This window comes from Marivivens sp. ABH4_498, assembly GCF_056160585.1.
Window position 1 is genome coordinate 454,984 of record NZ_JBSWXL010000003.1, and the last position, 14,534, is coordinate 469,517.

Below are 14,534 nucleotides of genomic sequence, written 5' to 3' on the forward strand. Positions count from 1 at the left end.
AAAGCGCCCCACGGGGCGCTTTTTGTTTCTGGCCAATAAAAAACGCCCCGAAGGGCGTTTTGATTAGGCTTTGTACAGCGAGGCCAGTTCTTTTTTCAGGGGACCAAGGAACGCATCATAGCGTTTCCAGCGCCCGATGGACGAACTGTAGATCGGTTGGCGCACCTGCCATGTGGAAATGGTGCGCGCGGCGTTATCGTTGTCTTGGTAGTTCAGGCACGCATCGTCCCAATCCAGCCCCAGCGCGGCAATCGTCGATTTTGCGGTGGTTTCCAGATCGTTCACCATATCTTCGTAGCGGACGGTGGTGATTTGCAGCGGCAGAACCGATTTCCAATGCTGCATCAGGCCCAAATGGTATTTGTAATAGCGGCCCAGCTGATCCAGCGACTGGGTATACCCGTGGTTGCCCGACAGGGGGCTCATGTAGCACGACGTGCAGGTATCCATTGGGTCGCGCACCGCATGAATGACGCGCGCCTTGGGGAATAATTTCGCGATCAGGCCCAAACGTTCGAAATTATGTAGAAACTTATCGACTCCGCGCAGGGCTCCGTCGGGCAGTCGCGATTTCATATGCGTCAGGTAATCATCCGCCGCACGGCCGGATGTTTCCGAATTGATGGCACGGATCACATCCACCATGCGTTTGCCGTCGTGGACGCCCATTTTCAAACGGCTGCTGATGTCGTTCATCATCAGGCTTTCGCCGATGCCGCCGATCTGGGGGTGGGCGGTCAGCACCTGTTCCAGCAATGTGCTACCACTGCGCGGCATGCCGACGATGAACACAGGCGTTTCGTCATTCGACCCTGTCGCACCAAAGAAATCGGCGCGTGTCAGGTTTTGCGTCTGGCTTTGCACAAAATGGACATAGCGTTTTTCGTCAAAACGGGCGGGCGCGGCTGCTTTGGCCATATGAACCAGTTTGAACGCGTCTTCGTGGTTGCCCAGATCCGTTTCGATTTTCGACATCAGGCGCGCACCTCTGGCAAAGGTCAGCCGGTCCGTTTTCTGAAGATGCGGCAGCAGCCGTTCTTTGGCGTCCTGATAAATCGGATTGTCAGCGGTGATTTTGTTGGCGGTCGCATACAATAGCAGACCGCTTAGGTCGTTTGGAAAATCCTTTGCCAAGGCCTCTGCGATTTTGGTCGCGCCGTCCATATCCCCCGTGTTCACCAACAGGCGCCCCAATTCGCGGCGGGCAAACATATGGTTTGGTTTGGCTTTGATCACCGCGTCCAACAGAGGGCGTGCTGCGGTTTCGTCACCTGATTTGCGCAGGATGACCGCATAGATGTATTGGATTTCGGCGTTTTTGCGATCCAGTTTATGCGCCTTTTCCGCCAGTTTCACAGCGGTCGGCAGCTGGTTTTGTTCGGCTTCAACCTGCGCGGCAAGGATCAGCGCCTTTGGCGATTTATTGGTGTTCGCGACCAATTGTTTCGCAAAAGCCGATGCAAATCGCGCCCCGCCTGGGCGGCGCAGGTAAAATTCTGTGATCGCTGTTAAGGCAGGCAGCGATTTGGGATCTTTTTGAACCAACTGGCGCAAAAGTTTTTCTGCGCCAGTGATGTCACCGGATTGTTCCAGTTTTGCAGCGTCTTTGATCGCGTTTGCCATGCGTGCCTCCAAGTTTGGGCGACACAGACCATAGGTCGCGGCCCTTGGCAAGCGCGGGGTCGATTAGGCTAAAACATCTGCCAGAGGCGTGGTTTTTCGACCGATCAATTGCGACAGGGTGTGGCTGTCATCGAACAGCCATCCGTCGGCTGCGCGGGCATCGCTATCGGCCAGAATGCCTGCGAAACCTTCGGGTAGGCCGGCATCGACCACCGCCGATTTATAGGCGTCTTCGGGCAGGTTGACGTATTCCACGGCGGTACCTTTGGCGGCGGTCACTGCTGCGGCAAAATCGGCCAATGTGAACGCCGTGTCGCCTGCCAGTTCATAGGTTTTGCCCGCGTGATCGGACCCTGCCAGCACGGTTGCCGCCGCTGACGCGTAATCTGCGCGGGTGGCCGCCGCGAATTTGCCGTCGCCCGCTGCGCCGAAATGTTTACCCATGCCAACGGCTTGTTCGGTTTGGCCTGTGATGTTTTCGATGTACCAGCCATTGCGCAGGATCGTGAATGGGATGCCTGATGCTTTGATCGCGGTTTCGGTCGCTTTGTGTTCGGCGGCCAATGCCATCTGGCTTTCGTCTGCGCGCAGGATGGATGTGTAGGCGATATAGCCGACGCCCGCCTGTTTCGCGGCCTCAATAACAGCCGTGTGTTGGCGGACGCGTTCCCCAACGGCAGAGCCTGAGATCAGCAGCAATTTATCAACGCCCGCAAACGCAGGCGCCAGCGTTTCAGGTTTGTCATAATCGCCGATGCGGGTCGCGATGCCCAAATCGGCATAATGTTTCGCGGCCTCATCCGAACGGACCAGCGCGATGATATCGTCCTTGTTCACCAGCGTTGCCAGATGGTCGATCACCAGTTGGCCCAATTGGCCGGATGCGCCTGTAATCAGATAGGTCATTGTAGTCTCCAGTTTAGAATCGGTTGCTAGTCTCATTTAGAGACCTTATGTCTGATCCGTAAGGAGGCAGTTTTTTTGCCATAGGTTACGAAAAGGGAACCGCCATGCGTGATGTACAGCAAAGCAGGTTGGATGAATGGAAGGCGCAGGGGTTTGATCCCGCGGCCTGTCCCGTGCGCGAAGTGTTGGACCATGTTGCCGCGAAATGGACGATGCTGATCGTGCTGGAATTGGCGAACGGGCCCGCGCGGTTTAATGCGCTGGGGCGGTCTTTGCCGGATATTTCCAAACGGATGCTGACCCAGACGTTGCGTGATCTGGAACGTGATGGGCTGGTCACACGCAAAGTGTTCCCGACAAAACCGCCTTCGGTGGAATACACGTTGTCGCCCATGGGCCGATCGTTGCTAACTGCGATGGAGGGGCTGTTTAATTGGGCCGATGACAATTTTGATCACATCAAGCAGGCGCGCGACGCCTACGCGCAGGGTTAGGCGATGACACATCAGTTGATTAACGTTTCGACCAACGGGCAGGGGCTGTACGAATTCTCGCGAAGCGTTCAGCATTTTGTGCACGGGCGCGGTGACGGCCTGCTGACGCTATTCGTGCGGCACACGTCCTGTTCGTTGTTGATCCAGGAAAACCACGACCCCGAAGTTCAGGTCGATATGCGCGAATTTTTCCACAGGCTGGTGCCGCCCACGACCGACCCGTCGATGTCCTATCTGACCCACACCTACGAAGGCCCGGACGATATGCCCGCCCATATCAAGGCGGCGTTGCTGCCTGTCAGTTTGTCCATTCCCGTCATTTCAGGGCGTGCGATGTTGGGAACGTGGCAAGGTGTTTACCTTTTCGAACATCGGGACCGTCCGCATGATCGTCAGGTGGTTGCTCAGCTGATCGGTGAATCCTGATTGCCACATCATCTGGTGGGGCAAAATTGACTCTATCCAAATGTAGCGGAGGCCCCTATAGTACCTGTGGATAACTGGTGGATAAACCAGATTTAGGCGGTAAGGGGACAGGTCTATGCGTTGCCCATTTTGCGGAAACGTCGATACGCAGGTAAAAGACAGCCGTCCGGCTGAAGATCACGTAGCCATTCGTCGTCGGCGGTTTTGTCCGGCCTGTGGCGGTCGTTTCACCACATACGAACGGGTCCAGTTGCGGGATCTGGTGGTGATCAAATCCAATGGTCGCCGCGAAGATTTTGATCGTGACAAACTGGAACGGTCGATCCGTATCGCGCTGCAAAAACGCCCCGTTGAACCTGAACGCATGGATCAGATGATTTCGGGCATCGTGCGCCGTTTGGAAAGCATGGGCGAAACCGACATTCCGTCGAAAACCATTGGCGAAATCGTGATGGAGGCTTTGGCCCGCATCGACACCGTTGCCTATGTGCGTTTCGCGAGCGTTTACAAGAATTTCCAAGCAGCCGATGATTTCGACAAATTCATCGACGAACTGCGGCCTGACGTTCCACCAAACTCGTGATTTTTTCGGCCAGTGACGATCGGTACATGCGCCTTGCGCTGTCTTTGGGGCGGCGTGGGATGGGGCGTGTCTGGCCGAACCCTGCGGTTGGCTGCGTGATTGTTCAGGGCGATATCATTGTTGGGCGTGGTCGCACGGCTGATGGTGGGCGCCCACATGCCGAACCCGTGGCTTTGGCGCAGGCAGGGGCGCGTGCGCGCGGCGCGACGGTTTATGTCACGTTGGAACCCTGCGCACATTTTGGAAAAACGCCGCCCTGCGCGAATGCGTTGATTGATGCTGGGGTGGCCCGCGTTGTGATCGCCTGTACGGACCCTGATCCCCGCGTGTCAGGGCAGGGCATCGCGATGCTGCGGTCGGCGGGGATCACAGTTGATGTTGGTCTGTGCGAACCCGAAGCACAGCGCGATCACGCTGGATTTTTCGGTCGGGTCACCAATGGGCGGCCTTGGGTGACGCTAAAACTGGCTTGTACGCTGGATGGCCGGATCGCAACGGCGACGGGCGAAAGCCAGTGGATCACTGGACCGCAGGCGCGCCGCATGGTCCATGCCCAACGTGCGCGCCATGATGCGGTTATGGTCGGGGCGGGCACGGTCCGCGCAGACGACCCGTCGTTGACTGTGCGTGATATGGGCGTTGATCGCCAACCTGTGCGCGTTGTCGTGTCGCGCCTGATGGATGTGCCGGCTGACTGCACGTTGACGCGCACGGCCAAGGATATCCCTGTTTGGTTGTGCCACGCCGCGACGGACGAAAAATTGGCCCCTTGGGTCGACGCAGGCGCGATGTCGCTGCCCTGTGTCGTGAAACACGACCAAATCGACGTCACATCGGCGTTGTCTGCTTTGGCCCAAAACGGGCTGACGCGAGTGTTCTGCGAAGGCGGCGGCGCGTTGGCCGCATCAATGTTGCAGGCCAATTGCGTCGACGAACTGATCGTCTTTTCCGCAGGCATGGGCATAGGCGCCGAAGGTTTGCCAGCGCTTGGCCCGATGGGGATTTCACATCTACCGGATGCGCCGCGATTTGATCTGGTTGAATTAACGCCCGTTGGCGCGGATGTCATGTCGCGCTGGCAGCGCCGCTAACGCCACAAAAACGCAAAGCTGGAAAACACGCCCTGCAGTTTTGACAGCAGATTCAGCATCGGTGGCCCGTTCGGGATATCGTCTGCCTCTAGCCTGTCTAGAATAACCTCGATCGGGCAGGGCAGACCTGTGACGGGGTCGAAATAGCGCGGATAATCGATCAGGCAGGCGTGGACAAATGTTTCCAGATCAGGCCGTGCGGCCCGTCGTTCAATCGGCATTCCGCGATCCAACGTCAGGCCCCAGCCCGCGTAAAATGGCTGACCAAATGTCACGACCCGTTTGCCGCGCAATAGGGCTTCGAACCCGATGGTCGAGGTCATGGTCCAAACTTCGTCTACGATGTCCAATGCGGCATGTGCGCTGACATTGGTCAGGACCGCATCGGCAAAGTCGGAAGCGTTAGGGGCGTGACCTTTGCGTAGGCCTGCTTCGACGTCGGGATGTGGTTTGAATAGGATCGTGGCGGCGGGGTTTGCTTTGCGCGTTGCCTCTAACAATGCGGTATTGGTGGAAATATCTGCCGTGCCCAGCCTGATCGATGCGTCATCTTCGACTTGACCGGGGACCAAAATGCGCCGCCCAGCGGGCAGGTCGCTGGGGATGTCATCAACGCCCATATTGTATTTGCTGATGCCCGCACGGTTCAATCGCGCAATCAATTTACCAGCGCGGACCAGATCGGGGGCATTTGGCGTTTGCGTATTCAGGATATGTTCCAAACGCGATGGCCGCGACGGATCGTAATAAATCCCCATATCATCCAGAACGAGGCTAAGCGGTGGCGTCAGCGCGGCACCCAATCCACGCGACCGCACAAAGCCGTCTTCGACGCGGACCGCGCCAGCGGCATCTAATGTGTCTGTCGTCTGTCCAGCCCAGACCATGATCGGCCGGCCTGTTCTTTCGGATTTTAGGATGGTGTTTTTATCTGCAAAAATAACGGGCTGATAGCGGCCAAACGCCTTTTGCAGGGGGTCACGTTTCCACAACCGCATGCCGGATGCGACCCAGCCGTGACTGTCTTCTTGGTAACTGCGGGCTTCTGCCTCGATCGCGGCAAGGGCGGTTTCAAAATCGCATAGGCAATCGCGGAACGGGTCATACCATGCAGGGTACAACAGCATCGATGCCGCGAATAATTGGGCGCGGGTTAGGGGGCGTTGCCTGCGGGCAATCGGGTATTCGTCTTGCGTCAGGCCCCAGCCCGCATAAAACGGTTGTCCGAAGACGCGGGGTTTGTGGCCTGCAATGATCGCTTCGAACCCCAGTTGCGACGACACGGTGTAAACCGCAATCGCACCATTTAATAACGCCTGAGGGCTAATGGCATCGTCGTATAGTTCAATCCCGTCTGTGCAGTCTTTGTCCCGATAATGGCCTTCGCGGTGGCCAGCGGAGGTTTCGGGGTGGGTTTTGATCAGGATGCGCGCGTTTGGGTGTTCTTCGCGGGCGATGAACAACATTTCACGGAACGTGTTTCGATTGGCGCGGCTGGCGGTGACGCTTGCGTCTTTGGCCGTTTGATCAATGACCAATACATAGCCTGGTTCGGGCGCGCTGACCCGTGGATCGTGGGTGTTGTATTTCGATAGGTGATTGCGGCGAATGCGGTCCATTCCAGACCGTGCCCGCGACAAAAGCGCGGCGTCGTCTAGCGGGTGTTCCTTTAGGATCTGTTCCAATCGCGATGGCGTTTCGGGGTCGAAATGCACGCCCATGTCGTCAATGCATAGACCAATCGGCAATGCGCCGTCCCGTCCCAACCCAACGGACCTAATGAACGCGTCCTCGACCCGCAAAATCGGGGCGTCGCGTTTGGATGCAACCGCTATCCCGCGGGGGGATGTGGGGCTTTGTCCCCAGACGCCGACCATATCACCGTTTGTGGGGGCGCCTATGCTGATGTCATAGCCGCATAGGTCCAGAATACGGCGCAACCGTTTTTGCGTTAAAAAACCGCCGTTATAAACATACAGCCGCCGCGGGGGTATCCCTGCGGCGGCCGGAGTCCATTCAGGTGCGTGCATTACTGGAACGCGGACCGTGCAGTATCCGCTGCGGTCAACGAACCGGTCGCTGCTGCAACGGCTTTGTTGAACTGAACGAATGGTGCTTCGGTCACGTAAACGGTGTCTTGATCGCGGATCGCAAAGTCGCGGGCCATAAACATGCCATTCGGGCGCGTTAGGTCCAAAACGTAGATGATGCGCTGGTCACCAACCAGATCGTTGCGTGCCAACAGTTGGTTCGCGATTTCAGCGGGTTCATTGCGGAACACGAACACACCCGTCGGGTCAGCAAGGTTCGACGACAAACCGCCAACCGTCGCGATGGCTTCGATAGCGGAAATCGCTTTGGATTCGAATGGGATACGGTTTTGCGTGCCCGTGGCGCCCAGTGCGGTAAAGGTGCGGCTGTCTTCGGTGACATAGATTTTGTCGCCTGCGCGCAGCGCGATATCTGCCGCTGGGTGTTCAAACAGGTCTTCGTACCAGATGGTGCCGCTGGCGCTGCCGCGCTGAACGGTCACTTGTGCGATTTCGGGCTGTACGGCAACGCCGCCCGCTGCGGCCAGCATGGCAGCCAAAGTACGGGTAGGGCGTTCAATCGGATAGACGCCTTGTCCGCCGACGGCACCAGACACGGAAACGGTCGCGCCATCCCCTGCCAAACGGCGCACCTGAACCTGTGGTTCGGGTGTTTGTTCGGCCAGTTTTTCGGTCACGATCTGGCGGATGCGTTCTGGGGTGTTGCCAGCTGCACGAATGCGGCCTGCATATGGAACAAAGATAAATCCGTTGCCGTCCACCTGAATTTCGTTCAGCACAGTTGCTGGTTGCCCCTGAGGGACCAGCAGGCCGTCATCGACGTTTTCCCAGATTGTCAGGCCCAAAATATCGCCCGGCTGCACGGTGTCGGATCCGACAACGCCAGCGTTTTCCAGCGACGCGGCAAAGCCAAGGGCGGGGGATACGGATGCGATGCGGTTGATGCGGTCATCAACGATCAGAACGAAAGCATCGCCTTCGCGCATGACAGAGCCCGCATAAATTTCGGACTTATTGGGGCCCGAACGCGGAAGCCCGCAGGACGCCAACGCGGTCACTGCGGCAATCACGGCCACGCCTCGGGCTAGGCGTAAACTCAGGGTGGTCACTGCTACGGTCTCCTCGACCTATTATTTTTGCCTCGTATTTTGACACGAACGTAACCTGCGTTGCATCAAAAATCCAGTATTTACAAAAATCTGGGGCGAATTGTTGCAGTGCCGCCCGAATGGATATGTCGATGAATGGTCTAGTTGACGACACGCAGTGATTGTCGGGGTGCGATTTTCCCAGATCGCAGCGCGTCATAGGGGTCTTCGTTGTCCAACATCATATCGACAACTTGGCGCATCAACTGGCGGCGGCCGCGCGATGAATAAAAGCCCCCGGGCACCTGCGATGTTTCCAGCAGAAACTTACGATAGTCGCGATAGGCACGGTTATCCGGGCGGCCAGGTTGGGCAAAAAACTGTGGCAAAGGCAACGTCGATACGAATTCGGGTTTGTCATAAACGGCGGCCCCAAACACCTTGAGCGGGATAGACCGCCACAGCACCTGCTGCGCTGCTGTCGAATTTACCGTGACGGCCGTGCGCGCATGATCCAGAAGCCGCGCCAATTTACCCCCGCGGATATAATGAATGCGATCCGAAACGCCCAGTTCGTCGGCGATGCGTTTGATGTTTTTGCGGGTTGGGGATTTGTCGTTTTCCAAAGGGTGCGCTTTGAACACCAGATGGTGGTGGCGCGGGGCGCCTTTGGCAAATCCGTCGATCACAACGCGCAGGAATTCCTCCATATTCGCAAAGGGAGAATGGCGCTGGAAATTTGAATCATGTTCCAGTTGCAGCAAAACCAGATGATAGGGAAAGCCGCCAAATCGCACCCGCGCGGTCGAAATCATACGGTCCAGCGCGATCAGGGGCATCAGCAGCAGGCGTTTGGTATAGAGCGCTGCTTCGCGTGTGACGGGCAATTCGCGGTGCGGGCGGAAATTGCGGAATTCGCGATTACGGAACATGACGAACCAATGATACAGCGCGCCGTAAAACACGTGCTGGCGCATATCGCCCCAATGGGCTGGCGGTTCGGGTATGTCCATGTCGGATCGTTCCAGATCCTTGCGCATGTCGTCGATCGACATCTGCATCAGGCGTGAATTGCCGTTCGTTCCGCCGCGTTCATAGGTGACCCAATAGGGGCGCATGTATCCTTCTTCGAATACATGGATGGTTAGCCCGTGGTCGCGGGCGATTTCAACGGCTTGGGCATGGATCGGCCGAACGTCGCCGTATAGGGCGATATCGGTGATGCCGCGTTCTGTAATCAGGGCGGTGAAATAGTCGGCCCAATCATCGGGCGTCCCTGTGTAGGGAATAAACCCTGCATCGCCGAATGAAAACGCGCGATCACCCGCGTTGAACCCAATGCGCCAGACGGACGCGCCAGCCGCGCGCAGCATTTGCCCCAGCCGATGGAAAAACGGTCCATGGGGGCCCTGCAAAAACAGAAAATGTCGGTTGGCGTAATTGGTCACTCGGTACACTTTGATCCATTTAGGTTAACACAGTCTAACCGCAGCCTTTGGCAGAATTAAGGCCTAAAATAGGACAGGTTCTTGTCTATTAGCAGTCAGAGCGATACCTCTGTTCCGGAATTGGAAAGGATTGCACATGTTCACAGGCATCATCACCGACGTCGGCGAGGTTTTAGAGCTGGAACAGCGCGGCGATTTGCGGGCGCGGATCGGCACGATTTACGATGTGGATGGCATTGATATCGGCGCGTCTATCGCCTGTAACGGCTGCTGCCTGACTGTTGTTGCGCTGGGCCGCGAACCGCGCAATTGGTTCGATGTGGAAATCAGCGCCGAAAGCGTGGCCAAAACCAACATCAGCGACTGGACCGTTGGCAAACCGATCAATCTGGAACGCGCGCTAAAGGTGGGCGACGAATTGGGCGGGCATATCGTGTCTGGCCACGTTGATGGTGTTGCGGAATTGATCGACCTACAGGACGAAGGCGACAGCACACGTATGACGTTCCGTGCGCCGGATGATCTGGCGAAATTTATCGCGCCCAAAGGGTCTGTTGCGCTGAACGGGACGTCTTTGACCGTGAATGATGTGGATGGTGCCACCTTTGGCATCAACGTCATCCCACACACCAAAGAGGTTACAACGTGGGGGAACGTTTCCATTGGGGACGCGATTAATTTAGAGATCGACACGATGGCCCGATATGTTGCGCGCCTGCGCGAATGGGATTGATGCCAGACGGCAAAAGGAAACGGTGATGACCAACGCTTATGAAAATGCGGGCCCGATTGAACGCGATCTAAAAAACGCGATTTCCAGCGTCGAAGAAATTATCGACGACGCCCGCAATGGCCGCATGTTTATTCTGGTCGATCATGAAGATCGCGAAAACGAAGGCGATCTGGTGATCCCCGCGCAAATGGCAACGCCCGATGCGATCAATTTCATGGCGACCCACGGGCGCGGGTTGATCTGCCTGACACTGGCGTCCGAACGGATCGAACAGCTGGGCCTGCCGCTGATGGCGACGAACAATTCGTCGCGCCACGAAACGGCCTTTACCGTATCAATCGAAGCCCGCGAAGGCGTCAGCACGGGCATTTCCGCCGCTGACCGCGCGCGCACGATTTCGGTAGCGATTGATGCGTCGAAAGGCGCGCAAGACATCGCAACCCCTGGTCACGTGTTCCCACTGCGCGCCCGCGACGGCGGCGTTTTGGTCCGTGCGGGTCATACCGAAGCTGCGACCGACATTTCCCGTCTGGCTGGCCTGAACCCGTCGGGCGTGATCTGCGAGATTATGAAAGAAGACGGCGAAATGGCCCGTCTGCCTGATCTGGTTGCATTTGCGCAGCTGCACGGCCTGAAAATCGGCACCATCGCCGATCTGATCGCCTATCGCCGCCGACATGACAATCTGGTGCAGGTGACCGACGAACGCCCGATCACATCCGAATTTGGCGGCGATTGGACGATGAAGGTGTACACCGACAAAACCCAAGGATCAGAACATCTGGCGCTGGTCAAAGGTGACATTTCGGGTGACGATCCTGTGCTGGTGCGTATGCATTCGCTGGATCCGATGCTGGACATGGTCGGCACGGGCGACGCGGGCCGCGCGTTTGAATTTTCGACCTCGATGAATTTGATCGCGGAGGAGGGGCGGGGCGTTGTTGTTCTGCTGCGCGATCTGGAAATGAAAATCACCTCGACCGAAGAACCACACCCCAGCACGCTGCGCCAATACGGATTGGGCGCGCAGATCCTGTCCAACCTTGGTCTGTCGAAAATCATCCTGCTGACGAACAGCCCGAAACCCAAAGTCGTGGGGCTGGACGCCTATGGTCTGGAAATCGCGGGCACCCGCAAAATCAACGGAGACGCCTAATGGCCGGTATTTCACATCACATTCTGCCGCGTCCTGAATTCGACAAGGCTGTGAAAATCTGCATCGTCGTGTCGCCTTATTACAAAGATATCGCCGACAATCTGGTTGCCGGCGCCAAAGCCGAAATCGAAGCCGCTGGCGGCACCTACGAGGTGGTCGAGGTTCCCGGCGCGTTGGAAATCCCAACCGCCATCGGTATCGCCGCGCGCATGTCCAATTTCGATGGCTATGTCGCGCTGGGCTGTGTGATCCGCGGTGAAACCACCCATTATGACACCGTCTGCAACGATTCGAGCCGCGCGATCACTTTGTTGGGTCTGCAGGGGCATTGCATCGGCAACGGTATCCTGACGGTTGAAAACTATGATCAGGCGGCGGTGCGCGCGGATGTGAATGATCAAAACAAAGGCGGCGGCGCGGCTGCTGCGGCCTTGCACCTGATCGCATTGGGCCGTAAGTGGGGGCCTTCTGGAAAACTTGGATTCACGTCCGACATTCTGCTGGCCCGCGAAGGCTAAGGATACCTGCTCTATGACCATGTCGAATAACCAACGCCGCAAACTGAAATCAGCGTCCCGCTTTTTCGCGGTTCAGGCGTTGTTCCAGATGGAGCTGTCGGGCCAAACTGTCGAAGCAGTGACCAAAGAATTCATCGACTTTCGTTTCGCCGAAGAATTTGACGATGTGGAAATGCAAGACGGTGATCCAGGCATGTTCCGCGCGTTGGTTGACGGGGCCGTGAACAATCAGGCGAAAATCGACCAGATGACCGACCGCGCGTTGGTGGAAAAATGGCCATTGGGCCGTATCGATTCCACCCTGCGCGCGCTGTTCCGTGCGGCTGGCGCTGAATTCATCGCAGGTGAAACCCCGCCAAAGGTGGTCATCGTGGAATTCGTTCAGATCGCCGAAGCGTTCCACCCTGACAGCAAAGAGCCAAAGTTCGTGAATGCCGTTCTGGACCACATGGCCCGCGAAGCGCGTCCAGAAGAATTCTAAGCGCTTTTTGTCTCATCCGAAAATTATCGGCTTGCAGATCGCTAAATAGGGCCTACCTTACTATTAGGTAAACACGAAAGGTGGACGCTATGAACGGTATCAAAATGATCGCACGCACTGTTGTTTCGGCAATTGACGCGGCTCTATCGTTTCTCGTCCCTGATGTGCGCGAACCTGCGCGCATCAAAGTCGCCCAAGAACCAAAGCGTCGTTATAACGCTCGCAACTTGTAAGGTGCGATGTGGCCGGTCTGCCGCATAACAACAGTATTGACCGCCCTAAATTTGCAAGGTTTCGCCGTCATTTTATCTGGGCTGGCCTTTGCCTGATTGTGATCGGCATATTGTCGATCACGTTCCCTTTTATCTTTAGCATCCTGACCAAATTCCTGATCGGCATTGTGTTCGTGATGGTAGGCGCTGTGTTTTTGTATGAATCGGTTTGGTCCCGCACGATTGCGGATGCCACCGTTCATGGCGTGATCGCGGTGCTGTATTTGGTGCTGGGCATTTATTTGTTGGCGCAACCGACCACAGGGTTGGTTGGCATGACGATTTTCATCACGGCGACGTTGTTGATCGAAGGTCTGGGTAAAATGTACTTTGCTCAGCGTCGACGCCCCAGACGCGGTTGGGCATGGATGATGGCCAGCGGCATCGCGGCGGTGTTCGTGGGTATCATGCTGATGGTTTTATTGCCCAATTCGGCGCATTGGGCGATCGGTATGGCGTTGGGGGCAAATGCAATGGCAACGGGCGTTGCCCTGACCGCAATTGCCTATGGCATGCGGACATAAGGTAGGCGAGAACCACAGCGACCGTGCCACCCTTTATTCCCGAGGACCTGATATTTCAGGTGGGCGCCAGATAACTAGACCAGGATCCAGACAGAGCCAGCTCCCTCGGATTTGCTTAAGGCCACTGGAATGTAAGAGCTTAAGGCACGTGAAGAGCAGAAACTCGCCTGATCCGTCATCTAGTGTTAAGCGTCGCCGCATTCAAGGGGGCAGGGCGCACTTGACCGATGTTCACGTATTGTTCATGATCCCTGCATGACTGATATTACCCCAGATGATCGCATTTTGATGCCCGGCCAGATTTTGGCGCGGGGTGTCTGCCGCCACCTTTTGTCCCATGATTTCGTCACGGTCGAAGAATTGGTTCCCACCCGCGGGTTGCGTGTGGACGTTATGGCGTTGGGGCCAAAGGGCGAAATTTGGGTGGTCGAATGCAAATCGTCCCGCGCTGATTATCAGTCAGACAACAAATGGCAGGGATATCTGGAATGGTGCGACCGGTTTTTCTGGGCAGTCGATGCTGATTTTCCGACAGACCTGTTGCCCGACGAAACGGGGCTGATCATTGCGGACGGATACGGCGGTGAAATCGTTCGCATGTCGCCGGAAACGAAACTTGCGCCAGCGCGGCGCAAGGTGATGATCCAGAAATTTGCGCGCCACGCCGCGATCCGTCAGATGGCGGCGCGTGATCCGCAGTTTAACGTCGCTTTTTAGGGGCCGATCCACGGGCGGCCATTGCAGCAGCGCGGATTTCTTCGGCGATTTCTTCGGCTTCTTCTGGTTCGAAATCCATCGGGATTTCGATCCCCGTTGCTTCGATAAACAGGCGTACCATGCCTGCGTCGGTCGGGCCGATTTGCAGGTTCGCTTCGATCTCGCGTTCGTCGTTGATCCCCATGACATTCTCCTAAGCTGGCGATGGGGGTGACTATCGCGTTCTGCATAAAAGTTTCAAGGTGATTGCAAAAAACGGTCAAAGGCGGCTTGCATTCAGATCGCACTGGGGCTAAATCGCCCGCAGTGCCGCCTTAGCTCAGTTGGTTAGAGCGCCTGATTGTGGATCAGGAGGTCCCCCGTTCGAGCCGGGGAGGTGGTACCACTCTTACCCAGAGAAACAAAAAGGTCCGCAGCTTACGC

The 14,534-nt window shown here is 56.7% G+C and carries 17 protein-coding genes and 1 tRNA gene; 12 read left to right on the plus strand and 6 right to left on the minus strand.

Translation table 11 applies throughout. The annotated features are described in order from the left end of the window. Window positions 1–63: 63 nt before the first annotated feature. Entirely contained in the window at window positions 64–1,623 is a 1,560-nt protein-coding gene (locus ACXAGA_RS09600) for a tetratricopeptide repeat-containing sulfotransferase family protein (protein ID WP_475117257.1), read from the minus strand. Between the two features lie 63 nt (window positions 1,624–1,686). Continuing rightward, complete coding sequence (locus ACXAGA_RS09605) at window positions 1,687–2,529, minus strand: SDR family oxidoreductase (RefSeq protein ID WP_475117258.1); 843 nt, start codon at window positions 2,527–2,529, stop codon at window positions 1,687–1,689. A 104-nt stretch (window positions 2,530–2,633) separates the two neighbouring features. Here ACXAGA_RS09605 and ACXAGA_RS09610 point away from each other — a divergent pair, with 104 nt between their 5' ends. The 4 genes from ACXAGA_RS09610 (at window position 2,634) to ribD (ending at window position 5,123) form a co-directional block, all read left to right on the plus strand. Then, window positions 2,634–3,023: a winged helix-turn-helix transcriptional regulator gene (locus ACXAGA_RS09610; protein WP_475117259.1), complete on the plus strand. Its 390-nt coding sequence runs from the start codon at window positions 2,634–2,636 to the stop codon at window positions 3,021–3,023. A 3-nt stretch (window positions 3,024–3,026) separates the two neighbouring features. Continuing rightward, window positions 3,027–3,449 (plus strand): secondary thiamine-phosphate synthase enzyme YjbQ, encoded by a 423-nt coding sequence (locus tag ACXAGA_RS09615; RefSeq protein ID WP_475117260.1) that lies wholly within the window; start codon window positions 3,027–3,029, stop codon window positions 3,447–3,449. Window positions 3,450–3,564: 115 nt separating this feature from the next. After that, entirely contained in the window at window positions 3,565–4,032 is a 468-nt protein-coding gene (gene nrdR, locus ACXAGA_RS09620; protein WP_086450016.1) for a transcriptional regulator NrdR, read from the plus strand. 59 nt (window positions 4,033–4,091) lie between these two features. Then, entirely contained in the window at window positions 4,092–5,123 is a 1,032-nt protein-coding gene (gene ribD / locus ACXAGA_RS09625) for a bifunctional diaminohydroxyphosphoribosylaminopyrimidine deaminase/5-amino-6-(5-phosphoribosylamino)uracil reductase RibD (RefSeq protein ID WP_475117261.1), read from the plus strand. Here the strand turns inward: ribD and ACXAGA_RS09630 are convergent. The 3 genes from ACXAGA_RS09630 to ACXAGA_RS09640 form a co-directional block, all read right to left on the minus strand. Beyond that, window positions 5,120–7,153 carry a capsular polysaccharide biosynthesis protein gene (locus tag ACXAGA_RS09630; protein ID WP_475117262.1) on the minus strand — a complete coding sequence of 678 codons (2,034 nt, stop codon included), beginning with the start codon at window positions 7,151–7,153 and terminating at the stop codon, window positions 5,120–5,122. The two genes, ribD and ACXAGA_RS09630, sit on opposite strands and share 4 nt — an antisense overlap. Next, complete coding sequence (locus tag ACXAGA_RS09635) at window positions 7,153–8,283, minus strand: polysaccharide biosynthesis/export family protein (RefSeq protein ID WP_475117263.1); 1,131 nt, start codon at window positions 8,281–8,283, stop codon at window positions 7,153–7,155. The genes ACXAGA_RS09630 and ACXAGA_RS09635 overlap by 1 nt, the downstream gene beginning before the upstream one ends. Before the next feature lie 140 nt (window positions 8,284–8,423). Next, window positions 8,424–9,710: a capsule biosynthesis protein gene (locus ACXAGA_RS09640; RefSeq protein WP_475117264.1), complete on the minus strand. Its 1,287-nt coding sequence runs from the start codon at window positions 9,708–9,710 to the stop codon at window positions 8,424–8,426. Between the two features lie 136 nt (window positions 9,711–9,846). On the opposite strand from ACXAGA_RS09640, the gene ACXAGA_RS09645 reads away from it, so the two are divergent. The 7 genes from ACXAGA_RS09645 (at window position 9,847) to ACXAGA_RS09675 (ending at window position 14,111) form a co-directional block, all read left to right on the plus strand. Beyond that, window positions 9,847–10,443, plus strand: a complete 597-nt coding sequence (locus ACXAGA_RS09645) for a riboflavin synthase (RefSeq protein ID WP_475117265.1) — start codon at window positions 9,847–9,849, stop codon at window positions 10,441–10,443. A gap of 25 nt (window positions 10,444–10,468) precedes the next feature. After that, a complete protein-coding gene (gene ribB / locus ACXAGA_RS09650) occupies window positions 10,469–11,599 on the plus strand; it encodes a 3,4-dihydroxy-2-butanone-4-phosphate synthase (protein WP_475117266.1) in 1,131 nt (376 codons plus the stop codon). Continuing rightward, a complete protein-coding gene (locus tag ACXAGA_RS09655; RefSeq protein WP_475117267.1) occupies window positions 11,599–12,117 on the plus strand; it encodes a 6,7-dimethyl-8-ribityllumazine synthase in 519 nt (172 codons plus the stop codon). Before ribB ends, ACXAGA_RS09655 begins: the two co-directional genes overlap by 1 nt. A 13-nt stretch (window positions 12,118–12,130) precedes the next feature. Beyond that, a complete protein-coding gene (gene nusB, locus ACXAGA_RS09660; protein WP_475117268.1) occupies window positions 12,131–12,598 on the plus strand; it encodes a transcription antitermination factor NusB in 468 nt (155 codons plus the stop codon). A gap of 89 nt (window positions 12,599–12,687) precedes the next feature. Beyond that, window positions 12,688–12,831, plus strand: coding sequence for a hypothetical protein (locus tag ACXAGA_RS09665; RefSeq protein ID WP_165767706.1), 144 nt, complete (start codon window positions 12,688–12,690; stop codon window positions 12,829–12,831). 8 nt (window positions 12,832–12,839) lie between these two features. Continuing rightward, window positions 12,840–13,394, plus strand: coding sequence for an HdeD family acid-resistance protein (locus ACXAGA_RS09670; protein ID WP_475117269.1), 555 nt, complete (start codon window positions 12,840–12,842; stop codon window positions 13,392–13,394). A gap of 255 nt (window positions 13,395–13,649) precedes the next feature. Continuing rightward, window positions 13,650–14,111 carry an MmcB family DNA repair protein gene (locus tag ACXAGA_RS09675; protein ID WP_475117270.1) on the plus strand — a complete coding sequence of 154 codons (462 nt, stop codon included), beginning with the start codon at window positions 13,650–13,652 and terminating at the stop codon, window positions 14,109–14,111. Here ACXAGA_RS09675 and ACXAGA_RS09680 read toward each other — a convergent pair. Next, a complete protein-coding gene (locus ACXAGA_RS09680) occupies window positions 14,095–14,295 on the minus strand; it encodes a DUF6324 family protein (RefSeq protein ID WP_475117271.1) in 201 nt (66 codons plus the stop codon). The two genes, ACXAGA_RS09675 and ACXAGA_RS09680, sit on opposite strands and share 17 nt — an antisense overlap. Window positions 14,296–14,419: 124 nt before the next feature. On the opposite strand from ACXAGA_RS09680, the gene ACXAGA_RS09685 reads away from it, so the two are divergent. Continuing rightward, window positions 14,420–14,496 (plus strand) — tRNA-His (locus tag ACXAGA_RS09685). Window positions 14,497–14,534: the final 38 nt, after the last annotated feature.

Bases quoted from the DNA above. Each gene is read 5' to 3' on its own strand.
- ACXAGA_RS09680 (WP_475117271.1), bottom strand. From the start codon at position 14,295: ATGGGGATCAACGACGAACGCGAGATCGAAGCGAACCTGCAAATCGGC.
- ACXAGA_RS09655 (WP_475117267.1), top strand. From the start codon at position 11,599: ATGGCCGGTATTTCACATCACATTCTGCCGCGTCCTGAATTCGACAAG.
- ACXAGA_RS09600 (WP_475117257.1), bottom strand. From the start codon at position 1,623: ATGGCAAACGCGATCAAAGACGCTGCAAAACTGGAACAATCCGGTGAC.
- ACXAGA_RS09675 (WP_475117270.1), top strand. From the start codon at position 13,650: ATGACTGATATTACCCCAGATGATCGCATTTTGATGCCCGGCCAGATT.
- nrdR (WP_086450016.1), top strand. From the start codon at position 3,565: ATGCGTTGCCCATTTTGCGGAAACGTCGATACGCAGGTAAAAGACAGC.
- ACXAGA_RS09610 (WP_475117259.1), top strand. From the start codon at position 2,634: ATGCGTGATGTACAGCAAAGCAGGTTGGATGAATGGAAGGCGCAGGGG.
- ACXAGA_RS09615 (WP_475117260.1), top strand. From the start codon at position 3,027: ATGACACATCAGTTGATTAACGTTTCGACCAACGGGCAGGGGCTGTAC.
- ACXAGA_RS09630 (WP_475117262.1), bottom strand. From the start codon at position 7,153: ATGCACGCACCTGAATGGACTCCGGCCGCCGCAGGGATACCCCCGCGG.
- ACXAGA_RS09605 (WP_475117258.1), bottom strand. From the start codon at position 2,529: ATGACCTATCTGATTACAGGCGCATCCGGCCAATTGGGCCAACTGGTG.
- nusB (WP_475117268.1), top strand. From the start codon at position 12,131: ATGACCATGTCGAATAACCAACGCCGCAAACTGAAATCAGCGTCCCGC.
- ribB (WP_475117266.1), top strand. From the start codon at position 10,469: ATGACCAACGCTTATGAAAATGCGGGCCCGATTGAACGCGATCTAAAA.
- ACXAGA_RS09645 (WP_475117265.1), top strand. From the start codon at position 9,847: ATGTTCACAGGCATCATCACCGACGTCGGCGAGGTTTTAGAGCTGGAA.
- ribD (WP_475117261.1), top strand. From the start codon at position 4,092: ATGGGGCGTGTCTGGCCGAACCCTGCGGTTGGCTGCGTGATTGTTCAG.
- ACXAGA_RS09665 (WP_165767706.1), top strand. From the start codon at position 12,688: ATGAACGGTATCAAAATGATCGCACGCACTGTTGTTTCGGCAATTGAC.